We start from the raw sequence: 13,964 nt of genomic DNA on the forward strand, positions 1-13,964 counted from the left end.
GCGGGCTCAGGCCGTCGGGCACTGCAACTGGCGGATGTCCTGCTGCAGGTCATGCAGGCGGCTGCGCAGGCGCTCGCGCTGGCTGGCGCTGGATGCATTGAACAGGTCGGCGAGCAACTGCGACAGGGCCACCTGCCCACGTTCGAAGTGCGCCCGGTAGGCGTCGCTCCAGAAGGCTTCGCGGTCCTGCAGAAGCGCTGCGACACGCGGTGCGAAATCCTGACTGTCGCGCTCGGCGAGGGCGCTGCGCAGGGCTGACTGCCAGAGCTTGCGGTTATCCACCCACAACAGGTTGCTGTCGCCCAGGCCCTCGGCCCAGGCATCCACCTTCGCCTGCTGCTGCGCGGAGAGCGTGCCGAACCAGGGCTTGAGGCGTTTCTCCATGCGTTCGCGGCGCTGCTCGACCTGTTCGTCGCGCGGGATCAGGTGCTCCTTGCGCAGCTTCTGCTCCTTCTTGTCCAGCGAGGCGTTCAGTTCCTCCACCTGCTTTGAGTCGAGCCCCTGCAGCAGCGAAACGCTGGTGGGGGTGATCTCCACGGCGACGGCGTCGATGGCCTCCTTGAAGCCCTGCATGTGCTCGAGCAGTTGCCCGGCATCCAGCCGCTCGGCCTGGCCCAGGGGTTCCACTTCCTGCAGCCAGGCGGCGTAGCGCGGCAACTGGGTGCTGCAGTGCCAGCGTAGGTGCGCCTGGATGCGCGGTTCCAGCCACGCGCGCTGGGCCTTGTTCAGGCTGACGTAGTCGCCGATGGACCAGGGGATCAGCCAATCGAGGTTGCGGTAGGCGAGGTCCAGGCGGCTGCAGGCGCCAAGAAGCAGCAGCGCCGCGAAGAGCGGCAGCCAGCGGAGGGGAGCGAGGGCGCGCGGACGCGGCATGGGATCACCGTGGGCGGCAGGGCATGGGCAAGAGGATAGGACAGGGCCCCCGCCAAGCGGAGCGTGGGGACATATCCGTTAATCAAATGACCGCTCCTCGTGGGAGCGAATTCATTCGCGATCGGGCCTCGCTGCGCCCGGCGCCCATCTACGGGCGGGCGCGCTGGCGCCAGCGGCGGTAGATGGGCTCGGCGAGGAACAGCACCAGCAGCAGGCGCAGCACCTGCAGGGCGGTGACCAGGGGGACGGAAAGCTGCAGGGTCTCGGCGGTGAGGCTCATCTCGGCGATGCCGCCGGGCATCATGCCCAGGGTCAGTGAGCGGATATCCAGGGCGGTGAGCCAGCCCAGGCCGAGGGCGCAGAGGGTGGCGGCGCCGATCATCAGCGCGGTGCCCAGCAGGGTGCGGGCGAGGAAGCTGGGGGCGCGGCGGAAGAAGGCCCGGTCGAAGTGGCAGCCCAGGCCGCTGCCGATCAGCAACTGGCCGACCTGGCTGGCGCCGGGGGGCAGGCCCAGGTGCAGGTCGTAGAGGATGCTGGCGGTGGCGCTCACCAGCAGCGGCCCGAACAGCCAGGGGTTGGGTTGGCGCAGGCGTTGCCAGAGCAGCGCCAGCAGCCCGCCGGCCGGCACCAGCAGGGCCAGCCAGGCCCAATCCACCGGGGCGACCGGGTGCAGCGCCGGGCCGTCGCCCAGCAGCAGCTTGAACACCGCCGGCACGCAAAGCACCACGGCCACCACGCGCAGGCTCTGCCCGGCCGCCACGCGGCTGGGGGAGGCGCCGTTGCGCAGGCCGAGGTTGACCATCTCCCCGGAGCCGCCGGGCATGCTGGAGAAGAAGGCAGTGGCCGGGTCTTCCCCGGTGCGCCGCAGCAGCCACACGGCGGCGGCGCTGGAGAGGGTGGTGAACAGGGCGCCGAAGAGGATCAGCCAGAAGTGCACCAGCACCTGCTCCACCACGGCGGGGGAGAAGTGCAGGCCGATGCCGATGCCGATGATCCATTGCCCGGTCTTGCGGCCCCCTGGCAGATCACGGATCTGCCAGGGGGTGGTGCAGCGGAACAGGATGACCGCCACCAGGGCGCCGATCATCCAGGGCAGCGGCCAGTGGGCGAGGCTGGCCAGCAGCCCGCCCATCGCGCCCACCAGTGGGGTGGCCCACCAGGCGCGCCAGTTCTCAGGCACCGGCCAGCTCCCGGCGCTGCCGGGCGCGGCGGCGCCAGATGCGCAGCAGCGGCAGGGCCAGCATCACCAGCACCAGGGCCCAGGTGCCGAGGGTGATGGGGCTGGACCAGAGGATGCCCAGCTCGCCGTTGGAGATGGACAGCGCGCGGCGCAGGTTCTGCTCCATCAGCCCGCCGAGGATGAAGCCCAGCAGCAGCGGCGAGAGGGGGAAGTCCAGCTTGCGCAGGATGTAGCCGAAGATGCCGATGGCGACCATCAGGAACAGGTCGAAGGTGGTGGCGTGCACGGCGTAGACGCCGATGGAGGTGATGATGGCGATCACCGGCACCAGCACCCAGTTGGGCACGTTGAGGATGCGGGTGAACAACCGGATCATCGGGATGTTGAGGATCACCAGCATGAGGTTGGCGATGAACAGCGAGGCGATCAGCCCCCAGACGATATCCGGCTGGTTCTGGAACAGCATCGGGCCGGGGGTGATGTTGTAGAGCGTCAGCGCGCCGATCATCACCGCGGTGGTGCCGGAGCCGGGAACGCCCAGGGTCAGCATCGGCACCATGGCGCCACAGGCGGAGGCGCCGATGGCGGTTTCCGGCGCCGCCAGGCCGCGCATGTCGCCCTGGCCGAACTTGCCCTTGTCGCCGGCGAGCTTCTTCTCGGTCATGTAGGCCACGGCGCTGGCCAGGGTGGCACCGGCGCCCGGCAGTACGCCGAGGATGAAGCCCAGCAGCCCGCAACGCAGGTTGACCACGGCCACCGAGGCGGCTTCCTTGGCGTTGAACAGCATGCGCCCGGTGGCCTGCACGGCGACGTGGCCGTGGTGGGTCTTCTCCAGCAGCAGGAGGACTTCGCTCACCGAGAACAGGCCGAGCACCAGCACCACGAACTGGATGCCGTCGGCGACATGGATGCTGTCGAAGGTGAAGCGGTACACGCCGCTGTTGGCGTCGATGCCGATGGTGGAGAGGAACAGGCCGAGCAGTGCGGCGATGAAGGTCTTCATCGGCCGGTCGCCGGCCATGCCGCCCAGGGCGACGATGGCGAAGACCATGAGCACGAAGTACTCCGCCGGGCCGAAGGCGATGGCCCACTTGGCCAGCAGCGGAGCGAACAGCACCATGCCGCAGGTGGCGATGAAGGCACCGATGAAGGAGCTCCAGGCCGACAGCGACAGGGCCACGCCGGCCAGGCCCTGGCGGGCCATGGGGTAGCCGTCGAGGGTGGTCATCACGGTGGAGGCTTCGCCGGGGATGTTGAGCAGGATGGAGCTGATGCGCCCACCGTACTCGCAGCCCAGGTAGACGGCGGCCAGCAGGATCAGCGCCGACTCCGGCGGCAGGCCGAGGGCGAAGGCCACCGGGATCAGCAGGGCCACGCCGTTGATCGGGCCGAGGCCCGGCAGCAGGCCGACGATGGTGCCGATCAGGGTGCCGATCAGCGCGGTGATCAGGTTGTAGGGGGAAAGGGCAACGCCGAAGCCCTGGCCCAGGTAGCTCAAGGTTTCCATGTCATCACTCCAGGAAGTCGAGGACGCCCAGCGGCAGCGGCACGTCCAGGGTCTTGTCGAACAGCAGGTAGAGGCCGGCACTGATCAGCAGCGCGGCGATGAGGCTCGGGAGCCAGCGGCCGCCGTAGAGGCGCGCCATGAAGACGCCGACGAGGCTGCTGGAGAGGATGAAGCCCAGCGGCTCGAAGAGCCCGGCATAGACCAGCAGCAGGGCGATGCAGGCACCGACCTTGCGCAGGGCGGCGGCGTCCAGCGGTTGCTCGTCGTGCTTGTGCTCGATGACGGTGGGGCGCAGCGTCAGCCAGAGCAGCGCGACGGCCATCAGCCCGAGCATGAGCAGGGGGAAGGCGCGCGGGCCGACCGGCTCGTAGGAGAAGGCAGCGTGGTAATCCCAGGCCAGCACGGCAAAAACCAGGCATGCAGCGAGCCAGCCCAGACTGAACAGGCGTTGAAAAAGCATGGTGAATTCCTCGCGGATCGAAGGCGCGGAGGGCCGGCTGGCGGGGCGCTCAGCCGGCTGCGGCGGTGAGCCTTATTGGGTCAGGCCGAATTCCTGGGCCATCTGCTTGTACTGGGCGACGCGCGTTTTCACGTAGGCGTCCAGTTCCGGGCCGGTCATGGCGAAGGGGAACAGCTCGCGCTGGTCGCGCAGCTTGGCGAAATCCTCGGAAGCCAGCAGCTGGTCGAAGGCGGCCTTCCACCAGGCGTAGTCCTCGTCGCTGACCTTGGGGCCGAGGTAGAAGCCGCGCACCACCGGCCAGCTGATGTCGTAGCCCTGTTCCTTGGCGGTGGGGATGCCGGACTTGTCGTCCCCCGGCAGGCGCTCGTCGGAGAGCACGGCGAGGATGCGCATGTTGCCGGCGAGGATGTGCGGCATGGAGTCGGAGATGTCGGTACTGCCCACCTGGATGTGCCCGCCGAGCAGCGCGGTGGCGATTTCGCCGCCGCCTTCCAGGGCCACGTAGCGCAGGTTGCGCGGGTCGATGCCGGCGGCCTTGGCCAGCAGCGCGGTCTGCATCCAGTCCTGGCTGCCGACGGTGCCGGAGGAGCCGATCACCACCTTGCCCGGGTCGGCCTTGAGGGCTTTGACCAGGTCGTCGAGGTTCTTGTAGGGCGAGTCGTTGCGCACGGCGATGGCGCCGTAGCTGGTGCCGATGCCGGCCAGCCAGCGCACGGCGTTCTCGTCGAAGCGACCGAACTTGCCCTGGGCGAGGTTGAGCAGCGAGCCGCTGGACCAGGCGGTGAGGGTGCCGGCGTCACCGGGGCGCTGTGCGACCACGGCGTTGTAGGCCACCGCACCGACGCCGCCGGGCATGTAGGTGACGCGCATCGGCTTGCTCAGCAGCTTGGCGTCCATCAGGGCGCTTTGCGCCAGCTTGCAGGTGAGGTCGAAGCCGCCGCCGGGCGCGGCCGGGGCGATGCACTCGGGGCGCTTGGGCTCGGCCAGCAGCTGGCTGGAGAGCAGCAGGCAGGATGCGGCGAGGGCGAGGCGGGTGAGGGCGATCTTCATCGGGGGTTCTCCTGTGGAGTCTTATTGTGGATCACCAGATCGGCAGGGCGTAGCTGACGATCAGGCGCAGCTCGTCCGCGTCACGGGCGAAGTTGGAACGGAAGCCGGCGTGGCGGGCGCGGAAGGTGAGGTCCTTGAGCGTGCCGCTCTGCACCACGTACTTGAATTCGACGTCGCGCTCCCACTCGCGGCCTTCCTCGGCGCTGTTGGTGACCTCGGCGTTGTCGCTGGTGATGTAGCGGGTCATGAAGCTCAGGCCGGGCACGCCCATGGCGGCGAAGTCCAGGTCGTAGCGGGCCTGCCAGGACCGCTGGTCGGCGTTGGCGAAGTCGTTGATCTGCACGAAGTTGACCAGGAAGGGGTCGGTGCCATCGATGTAGGCGAAGCCGGTGTCGCCGCTCATGCGCTGGTAGCCGAGGCCGACCTTGTGGCTGCCCTGGCCGTAGCTGAGCATGCCGTTGAGGGCGCGGTTGTCCACCTTGCCGGCGTCGGCGCGGCCGCTGTCGTCGCTGATGGCGTAGCGCAGGTCGGCGCTGAGGGTGCCGCTGCCCAGGGGCTGGCTGGCCAGGAGGCCGAAGAAGTGCTGGCGGTAGACGTCGTCCAGCTCGGCGAAGTAGTAGCGCCCGGTGAGCTGCTTGCTGAAGGCGTAGTCGGCGCCGGCCAGGTCGAAGTGCGAACCGCTGGCGCCGCTGGCGAAACGGCGGTTCTTGTTGTTCAGGGCGAGGTCTTCGGAGTTGGTCGAGGCGCGGTCCTTGACCTCGCGCAGGCGACCACCGTTGAAGGTCAGGCCGTCGAGCTCCTTGGAGGTCAGCAGGCCGCCCTCGAACACCTGGGGCAGGATGCGGCTGTCGCTGGCCTTGACCACCGGCAGTTCGGGGATGTGGCTGCCCAGGCGCAGCTCGCTCTTGGAGAAGCGCACCTTGGCGGTGAGGCCGAGCTTGCCGTATTCGTCCGGGGTGCCGCCGTCGTCCTGCACCGGGAGCAGGTCGGTGCCGCTCTGGCCGCGACCGGAGTCGAGCTTGATGCCGAGCATGCCGAGGGCGTCCAGGCCGAAGCCGACGGTGCCTTCGGTGTAGCCGGATTCGATGTTGAGGATGAAGCCCTGGGCCCACTCGTCGCGGCGGGACTGGCCGTCGCCATCGCGGAAGTCGCGGTTCAGGTAGATGTTGCGGGCTTCGAGGGTCGCCGTGCTGTCCTTGATGAAGTCAGCCTGGGCGAAGGGGGCCAGGGTGCAGCCGGCGATGGCTAGGGTGAGGGTGCGAACAGGCGGCAGCGCCTGCCGGGAGGCAGTGAGCATCGTTGGTCTCCAATTCTTGTTTTTGTTAGCGCGGGCCCGACCAGGAGCCTGCGTCTGTGGGTGGTTCTTGCCACCCTGGCCGGATGCTAGGGGGTGAAACTTTCGCCAGCCTTTCAGCGTGAAAGAAATCCCGCGTGCCATTCACAGCGGCTTTCGGGCCGTTACACTTCAGCCCGATCGCCGTTCTCCGGAGTACCCCCGCCTTGCGAATCCTGCTGGTCGAAGACCACCCCCAACTGGCCGAGAGCATCGCCCAGGCCTTCAAGGCCGTGGGCTGGACGGTGGACGTGCTGCACGACGGCGTGGCTGCCGACCTGGCCCTGGCCAGCGAGGATTACGCCCTGGCGGTGCTCGACGTGGGGCTGCCGCGCCTGGACGGTTTCGAGGTGCTGGCGCGCCTGCGCGGGCGTGGCAAGACCCTGCCGGTGCTGATGCTGACCGCGCGCGGCGAGGTGAAGGACCGGGTGCACGGCCTCAACCTGGGGGCGGACGACTACCTGGCCAAGCCCTTCGAGCTCACCGAGCTGGAGGCGCGGGTCAAGGCGCTGTTGCGGCGCAGCGTGCTCGGCGGCGAACAGCAGCAGCGCTGCGGGCCCCTGCTCTATGACCTGGGCACGCGGCGCTTCAGCCTGGACGACGAGGTGCTGACCCTGACCTCCCGCGAGCAGGCGGTGCTGGAGGTGCTGATCGCCCGGCCCGGTCGGGTGATGAGCAAGGAGCAGCTGGCGTCCCAGGTGTTCGGCCTGGACCAGGACGCCAGCCCCGACGCCATCGAGATCTACATCCACCGCTTGCGCAAGAAGCTCGAGGGCAGCGCGGTGCGCATCGTCACCTTCCGGGGCCTGGGCTACCTGCTGGAACACCAGGATGCGTGAAGCCGGCAGCCTGCGGGGGCGACTGCTGCGGCGCCTGGCGGCGCTGCTGGCGGTGCTGCTGGTGATCGTCAGCATGAGCGCCTACTGGGGCGCCCGCGATGCCGCCGACACCGCCTATGACCGCACGCTGCTGGCCTCGGCGCGGGCCATCTCCGCCGGGCTTTACGAGGCGGATGGCCGGCTCAAGGCCGATGTGCCCTATGTGGCGCTGGATACCTTTGCCTATGACAGCGCGGGGCGCATCTTCTACCAGGTGACCGATATCGAGGGGAAGCTGGTTTCCGGCTACGAGAACCTGCCCGGCCCGCCGAAGGGCACGCCGCGTACCGATGACTATCCGGCCCTGGCGCGCTTCTACGACGCGCGCTACGACGGCGTGGACGTGCGCGTGGTGAGCCTGCTGCGGCCGGTGAGCGAGGAGAGCATCAATGGCATGGCGGAGATCCGCGTGGCCGAGACCGAGGAGGCCCGCGAGCGCCTGGCCCGTGGCCTGCTGGTGGACAGCCTGTGGCGCCTGGCGGTGATGTCGCTGGCGGCCCTGGCCCTGGTGTGGCTGGTGGTGAGCGCCGCCCTGCGCCCGCTGAACCAGTTGCGCAATGCCGTGGAAGAGCGCCAGGCCGACGACCTGCGGCCGTTGCCGGTGGTGGCGGTGCAGGCCGAGCTGAAACCGCTGGTGGATGCGCTTAACCAGTTCACCGAGCGTCTGCGCGGGTTGTTCCAGCGCCAGGCGGATTTCATCGCCAATGCCTCCCACGAGTTGCGTACGCCCCTGGCGGCGCTCAAGGCGCGGGTGGAGCTGGGGCTGCGCGAGCAGGACCCGCAGCAGTGGCGCAGTACCCTGGAAGACACCGCCGCCAACACCGATCGCCTCACCCACCTGGCCAACCAGTTGCTGTCCCAGGCGCGCATCGAGAGCGGCGCGCGAGCCATCGCCGAAGGGGGCGCCGAGCGCATCGAGCTGGGCGCCCTGGCACGTGAGCTGGGCATGGCCCTGGCGCCGTTGGCCCATGCACGGGGCGTGGCCCTGGCGCTGGAGGCTGAGGATGTGGCCTGGGTGATGGGCGAGCCGACCCTGCTCAACGAGCTGCTGAGCAACCTGATGGATAACGCCCTGGCCCACACGCCCAAGGGCGGCAACGTGACCCTGCGGGTGCTGGCGCCGGCGGTGCTGGAAGTGGAGGACGATGGCAGCGGCATTCCCGCCGAGGACCGCGACAAGGTGTTCCAGCGCTTCTACCGCCGCACGCCCCAGGCCAGTGGCGCCGGATTGGGCCTGGCGATAGTCGGGGACATCTGCCGCGCGCACCTGGCGGACATCAGCCTGCATGACGGCAGCGCTGGCGGGTTGCGGGTACGGATCGCCTTTCCGCCGGCCTAGAGTGGCGGCGCTGCGTGCTGGGGAAGGGCAAGAGTTCCCGGGCTGAAGCCCGGGCTACGGGGGCTCGGATTCAGGCCGGGTAGGGGGGGAGCAGTGGGCTCTTGGGCTCCGGAATGCCCGGAGCCCAAGGTTGGAGCGGGGTGCGCTGGCGTTACTGCAGCATGCCCATGGCCGCTTCCATGGCGGCGGAGAGGTCTTCGTCGGCCTGCATGTCCACCTGCGGGTCGAGGCCCAGCTTGGCGAATGCCGGGATCTGGCTCCAGTCCAGTTGGGTGTAGGGGTGCTCGCTGCCCAGGTAGCTCTGCAGGGTGGCGACCTGGACGATATCGACGTAGTCGACCTTGGGCGAGTTGCGGGTGAAGTCGAGGAACTGGCTCGGCACCTGGGCGATCGGCTCGGGGAATTCCCAGGCGCGCAGGATGCGGTCGCCGATGACCGGGTGGATGCGCTCGATCACGTGGTTGAGGCTGATGGAGTCGGCCAGCAGCTCGTAGTGCTCTTCGGCGTAGGTGAGGATCGGCAGCACGCCGATCTGGTGCACCAGGCCGGCCAGGGTCGCCTGGTCCGGGGCGAGGCGGGTGTAGTGGCGGCAGAGTACGTGGCAGATGCCGGCGATCTCGGTGCTCTTGTTCCACACTTCGCGCATCTTGCGGTCGACCACGTCGGAAGTGGCCTGGAACATCTGCTCCATGGCCAGGCCGGTGGCCAGGTTGCAGGTGTAGTTGATCCCCAGGCGGCTGATGGCCATCTGCAGGTCGGTGATTTCCTTGTTGGTGCGCAGCAGCGGGCTGTTGACCACCTTGATGATACGCGCGGTGAGGGCGGCATCGTTGCCGATCACCTTCGACAGGGCGGGGATGCTGACGTCCGGGTCCTCGGCGGCTTCGCGCACCTTGAGGGCGACCTCGGGGAGGGTCGGCAGGACCAGCTCGTCGTTGTCGATGGCGCTGATCAGTTCTTGCTGGACGCGTTCTGCGAGTTTGCTCATGGATGCTCTCTTGGAAAAAGGGGACGGGTCGGTGCTGTCTAGCGCTGAATCTCGCGGTCGGCATCCAGTACGTAAGGCAGGTTCAGCAGAGTCAGGGCGGGGCCATCGGCCGCGCCCAGGTGGATCCGTCCGTCATTCACCGCATCTTCCTGGAGCACGGCGAGCAATTCGAATCCGTTTTCTGCCGGGGCAGCCAGCACCACTTCGCCGACGCTGCTCTGGTGCACCGGGGAGAAGAGTTCGGCGCCCGGCTCCGGGCGTTCCCCGACGGGCAGGGCGAGGCGCTGCAGGCGACGCTTGAGTTTGCCCAGGTACTGCATGCGGGCGACGATTTCCTGCCCGGTGTAGCAGCCCTTCTTGAAGCTGACGCCACCGACCGCCTGGAGGTTGATCATCTGCGGGATGAACAGCTCGCGGGTGGCGGCGAAGACCTGGCCGATGCCGGCGCGGACCTGGCCGAGCAGCCAGGCATCCAGCGGCGCCTCGGGCAGGTCGGCGGCGAGGCGTGCGTGCAGGGTGTCGGCCTGGCCACGCGGTGCCCAGAGTTCGCTGCGGCCATCGGACAGGCGCAGGGCGATCAGACCATTGGCACGGGCCAGGCTGTCGGCTTCCGGCGGCAGCTCCAGGCCCAGGCCTTGCAGCACGGCGTCACCACCGGCGAGGCCGAAGCGCACCCAGTCGCTGCTTTCATCACCGAGGGTGGACTTGGAGAACACGGCGTACTTTTTCAGGTCGGCCAGTTGTGCATCCAGCAGGGCGGCATCGAGCGCCAGCAGGTAGCCGTCGCCTTCGGAAAGGATGCGGAAGCTGGACACCATGCGGCCCTTGGGGGTGCAGCGGGCGCCGAGGCTGGCGGTCTTGTCGTCGAGGTAGGCGAGGTTGCAGGTGACCTGGCCCTGGAGGAACTTGGCGGCGTCCACGCCACGGACGGCGAGCAGGCCTTCGTGGGTGAGCGGGCAGAAGAATGCTGAGTCGGCCATTGGATATCGCAGGAATTGAGGTCCGGAGCGTCATGATAGAGCCCGGCATCCCCGTTGTCAGCGGGTGCCGCATGCCGCTCGGGCCGTTATACTGCCGCCCTCATTCCTGGAGGCGCTCTGATGGCCGACGCAACTGAACTGAACCGACTCTTCTGGCACAGCCGCCGTGGCATGCTGGAACTCGATGTGCTGCTGGTACCTTTCGTCCGGGAGGTCTACCCGAGCCTCGGCGAGGAGGATCAGGCGCGCTTCCGCAAGCTGCTCGAATGCGAAGACCAGGACATGTTCGGCTGGTTCATGCAGCGCGGCGAGCCGGAAGACGCCGACCTGCGCTACATCGTGAAAATGATCCTGGATCGTGTCCAGCCGAAGTAGCGCCTTCGAATGCCACTGGCGCCCGTCGCGGCGCCTGCTGGTGCTCTACTTGTCCCTGTTTTCCCTGGCCCTGATGGCCGTGGCCTGCGCTGACCTGCCCGTGTGGGCGCGGTTGCTGGGCGTTCTCGCCTGCCTGGCCCATGCCGCCTGGGTGCTGCCGCGCCAGGTGCTGCTGGCCCGCTCCTCTTCCGTGCGTGGCCTGCGCTTGGACGCCGATGGCTGGCGGTTGCGACGCCACGACGGCGAATGGTTTCCCGTGCACCTGAGCCCCGACAGCCTGGCGCTGCCGATGGCGGTGCTGCTGGTCTATCGCTGCGAAGGGGCGTTGATCGGGCGGGGATTGTGCATCCCCGCCGATTCACTGGATGGCGAGAGCCACAGGCGCTTGCGTATGCACCTGCGTTTCAATCGCCATAGATGGATGGCGCCAGGATAGTGTCGCGGGCTTCGGCCAGCTGCTCGGGGTAGTCGAGCGTGTAGTGCAGGCCACGGCTCTCGCGGCGCTGCATGGCCGATTCGATCATCAGCTCGGCGACCTGGGCCAGGTTGCGCAGCTCGATCAGGTCGCGGCTGACCTTGTAGTTGCTGTAGAACTCGTCGATCTCGCTGAGCAGCAGGCGCACCCGGTGCTGGGCGCGCTGCAGGCGCTTGTTGGTGCGCACGATGCCGACGTAGTCCCACATGAATCGCCGCAGTTCGTCCCAGTTGTGCGCAATGATCACGTCCTCGTCCGAGTCGGTGACCTGGCTGGCGTCCCAGGCCGGCAGGCTGGCGGGCAGGGGGATGGCGTCGAGCTGGGCGAGCATGTCTTGGGCGGCGGCGCGGGCGTAGACGAAGCATTCCAGCAGCGAGTTGCTGGCCATGCGGTTGGCGCCGTGCAGGCCGGTGAAGCTGGTTTCACCGATGGCGTAGAGGCCGGGGATGTCGGTGTGGCCGTGCTTGTCCACCACCACACCACCGCAGGTGTAGTGCGCCGCCGGCACCACCGGGATGGGCTGGCGGGTGATGTCGATGCCGAAGTCCAGGCAGCGCTCGTAGACGGTGGGGAAGTGGTTTTTGACGAACTCGGCGGGCTTGTGGCTGATGTCCAGGTAGACGCAGTCGATGCCCAGACGCTTCATCTCGTGGTCGATGGCGCGGGCGACGATGTCGCGCGGGGCCAGTTCGGCGCGCGGGTCGAAGCGCTGCATGAAGCGTTCGCCGTTGGGCAGCTTGAGCAGGCCGCCTTCGCCGCGTACGGCTTCGGTGATGAGGAAGCTCTTGGCCTGCGGGTGATAGAGGCAGGTGGGGTGGAACTGGTTGAACTCGAGGTTGCCCACCCGGCAGCCGGCGCGCCAGGCCATGGCGATGCCGTCGCCACAGGCGCCGTCGGGGTTGCTGGTATAGAGGTAGACCTTGGCCGCGCCGCCGGAGGCGAGGGCGGTGAAGCGCGCGCCGTAGGTGTCGACTTCGCCGCTGGCGCGGTTGAGCACGTAGGCGCCGAGGCAGCGGTGGCCATCCAGGCCGAGCTTGCGCTCGGTGATCAGGTCGACGGCGACGCGCTGTTCCAGCAGCTCGATGTTCGGGCGCTGGCGGGCCTGTGCCAGCAGGGTATTGAAGATGGCGGCACCGGTGGCGTCGGCGGCATGGATGATGCGCCGGTGGCTGTGGCCGCCTTCGCGGGTGAGGTGGAATTCGAAGCCACCGTCCTCGCGGTCATGTTCGTCGTCGCGGGTGAAGGGCACGCCCTGGTCGATCAGCCACTGGATGGCCTGGCGGCTGTTCTCCACGGTGAAGCGCACGGCGTCTTCGCGGCACAGCCCGGCGCCGGCGACGAGGGTGTCCTCGACATGGGAGTCCACCGTGTCGGTGTCGTCCAGAACCGCCGCGACACCGCCCTGGGCCCAATAGGTTGACCCGTTGGAAAGGTCACCTTTACTCAGGACGGCGATGCGCAGGTGCGCGGGTAACGTCAGCGCCAAAGTGAGGCCGGCCGCACCGCTGCCGATCACCAGGACGTCGTGCTGAAAGTGTTGGCTCATGTCGGGTTCCCGCGAAAATGCGGCCACTAGTATATAGAGGGGGTGGGCGGCACAATAGCGGGCTTATGTCCGGTAGAGAATCCTGGGAACTTTCTTAGTCCTCATGGTTTCTTACTTCCGTCGCACATGAGATGACATGCTTGCTGAGTTGTGCCGCGGAGCGCTTCCTGTGCTCCAGGCAGCGGCAAATCAGGCGAAAAATTATCCGCGCAGCAGTGGCCAGTGCCTTGCTGCGCGATTCCGTGCAAGACGGAAACAGTCTTGTAGGAAGCTTGCTTGGAGGGGAGAACTTTTGCGCAACGCCCGAGTCTATTTTGGCAAGCCGATCCACTGGCTGGCGCAACGCCCCTCGAGCTCCAACGAGGAGTGTCCATGCTAACCCAGGAACAGGATCAGCAACTGGTCGAACGGGTGCAGCGAGGCGACAAACGAGCTTTCGATCTTCTGGTGCTGAAGTATCAGCACAAGATACTGGGGCTGATCGTGCGATTCGTCCACGACGCCCAGGAAGCTCAGGATGTTGCTCAGGAGGCCTTCATCAAGGCCTATCGCGCACTTGGTAATTTTCGCGGTGACAGCGCTTTCTATACATGGCTGTACCGCATCGCCATCAACACGGCGAAGAACCATCTGGTGGCGCGCGGTCGGCGCCCACCGGATAGCGATGTAAGTGCCGAGGATGCGGAGTTCTATGACGGCGATCATGCCCTCAAGGACAACGAATCACCGGAACGAGCATTGCTGCGGGATGAGATCGAAGGCACCGTCCATCGGACCATTCAGCAATTGCCGGAAGATTTGCGTACTGCGCTGACTTTACGTGAATTCGATGGTCTGAGTTACGAGGACATCGCCAGCGTCATGCAATGTCCGGTTGGTACGGTTCGCTCGCGTATTTTCAGGGCGCGAGAAGCTATCGATAAAGCCCTGCAACCTTTGTTGCAGGAATCCTGAGACAGCGGCGACAGCTAAGAGAGGAA

The 13,964-nt window shown here is 67.4% G+C and carries 14 protein-coding genes; 5 read left to right on the forward strand and 9 right to left on the reverse strand.

Annotation, left to right across the window (positions count from 1 at the left end):
• Positions 1–6: 6 nt before the first annotated feature.
• The 6 genes from OEJ36_RS24010 to OEJ36_RS24035 form a co-directional block, all read right to left on the reverse strand.
• A complete protein-coding gene (locus OEJ36_RS24010) occupies positions 7–873 on the reverse strand; it encodes a DUF6279 family lipoprotein (protein ID WP_263403656.1) in 867 nt (288 codons plus the stop codon).
• A 148-nt stretch (positions 874–1,021) separates the two neighbouring features.
• Positions 1,022–2,053, reverse strand: coding sequence for an AbrB family transcriptional regulator (locus tag OEJ36_RS24015; RefSeq protein ID WP_263403657.1), 1,032 nt, complete (start codon positions 2,051–2,053; stop codon positions 1,022–1,024).
• Positions 2,046–3,560 carry a tripartite tricarboxylate transporter permease gene (locus OEJ36_RS24020; RefSeq protein WP_263403658.1) on the reverse strand — a complete coding sequence of 505 codons (1,515 nt, stop codon included), beginning with the start codon at positions 3,558–3,560 and terminating at the stop codon, positions 2,046–2,048. Before OEJ36_RS24020 ends, OEJ36_RS24015 begins: the two co-directional genes overlap by 8 nt.
• Before the next feature lie 4 nt (positions 3,561–3,564).
• Positions 3,565–4,020 (reverse strand): tripartite tricarboxylate transporter TctB family protein, encoded by a 456-nt coding sequence (locus tag OEJ36_RS24025; RefSeq protein ID WP_263403659.1) that lies wholly within the window; start codon positions 4,018–4,020, stop codon positions 3,565–3,567.
• Between the two features lie 72 nt (positions 4,021–4,092).
• Positions 4,093–5,070, reverse strand: a complete 978-nt coding sequence (locus OEJ36_RS24030; protein ID WP_263403660.1) for a Bug family tripartite tricarboxylate transporter substrate binding protein — start codon at positions 5,068–5,070, stop codon at positions 4,093–4,095.
• 31 nt (positions 5,071–5,101) lie between these two features.
• Complete coding sequence (locus OEJ36_RS24035; protein WP_263403661.1) at positions 5,102–6,367, reverse strand: OprD family porin; 1,266 nt, start codon at positions 6,365–6,367, stop codon at positions 5,102–5,104.
• Between the two features lie 203 nt (positions 6,368–6,570).
• Here OEJ36_RS24035 and OEJ36_RS24040 point away from each other — a divergent pair, with 203 nt between their 5' ends.
• Together OEJ36_RS24040 and OEJ36_RS24045 are read left to right on the forward strand one after the other, a co-directional pair.
• Positions 6,571–7,242: a response regulator gene (locus OEJ36_RS24040; RefSeq protein ID WP_021221251.1), complete on the forward strand. Its 672-nt coding sequence runs from the start codon at positions 6,571–6,573 to the stop codon at positions 7,240–7,242.
• Positions 7,235–8,620, forward strand: coding sequence for a sensor histidine kinase (locus tag OEJ36_RS24045; protein WP_263403662.1), 1,386 nt, complete (start codon positions 7,235–7,237; stop codon positions 8,618–8,620). The genes OEJ36_RS24040 and OEJ36_RS24045 overlap by 8 nt, the downstream gene beginning before the upstream one ends.
• 151 nt (positions 8,621–8,771) lie before the next feature.
• Here OEJ36_RS24045 and OEJ36_RS24050 read toward each other — a convergent pair whose 3' ends face one another.
• Positions 8,772–9,608, reverse strand: a complete 837-nt coding sequence (locus OEJ36_RS24050) for an HDOD domain-containing protein (protein WP_263403663.1) — start codon at positions 9,606–9,608, stop codon at positions 8,772–8,774.
• A gap of 38 nt (positions 9,609–9,646) precedes the next feature.
• Positions 9,647–10,588, reverse strand: coding sequence for a YgfZ/GcvT domain-containing protein (locus OEJ36_RS24055; RefSeq protein ID WP_263403664.1), 942 nt, complete (start codon positions 10,586–10,588; stop codon positions 9,647–9,649).
• Positions 10,589–10,708: 120 nt separating this feature from the next.
• On the opposite strand from OEJ36_RS24055, the gene OEJ36_RS24060 reads away from it, so the two are divergent.
• Positions 10,709–10,963: a succinate dehydrogenase assembly factor 2 gene (locus OEJ36_RS24060; RefSeq protein ID WP_021221246.1), complete on the forward strand. Its 255-nt coding sequence runs from the start codon at positions 10,709–10,711 to the stop codon at positions 10,961–10,963.
• On the forward strand, positions 10,947–11,399 hold the full coding sequence (locus OEJ36_RS24065) for a protein YgfX (RefSeq protein WP_263403665.1): 453 nt from the start codon (positions 10,947–10,949) through the stop codon (positions 11,397–11,399). The genes OEJ36_RS24060 and OEJ36_RS24065 overlap by 17 nt, the downstream gene beginning before the upstream one ends.
• On the opposite strand, the gene nadB is transcribed toward OEJ36_RS24065, so the two are convergent.
• Entirely contained in the window at positions 11,368–12,984 is a 1,617-nt protein-coding gene (gene nadB, locus OEJ36_RS24070) for an L-aspartate oxidase (protein ID WP_263403666.1), read from the reverse strand. The genes OEJ36_RS24065 and nadB overlap by 32 nt on opposite strands.
• Positions 12,985–13,356: 372 nt before the next feature.
• Here nadB and rpoE point away from each other — a divergent pair, with 372 nt between their 5' ends.
• Positions 13,357–13,938: an RNA polymerase sigma factor RpoE gene (gene rpoE, locus OEJ36_RS24075; RefSeq protein WP_021221243.1), complete on the forward strand. Its 582-nt coding sequence runs from the start codon at positions 13,357–13,359 to the stop codon at positions 13,936–13,938.
• The last annotated feature ends 26 nt before the right edge of the window (positions 13,939–13,964 follow it).

Origin of the sequence: Pseudomonas sp. PDM13, assembly GCF_025685765.1 — a bacterium.
GTDB lineage: Bacteria > Pseudomonadota > Gammaproteobacteria > Pseudomonadales > Pseudomonadaceae > Metapseudomonas > Metapseudomonas solani.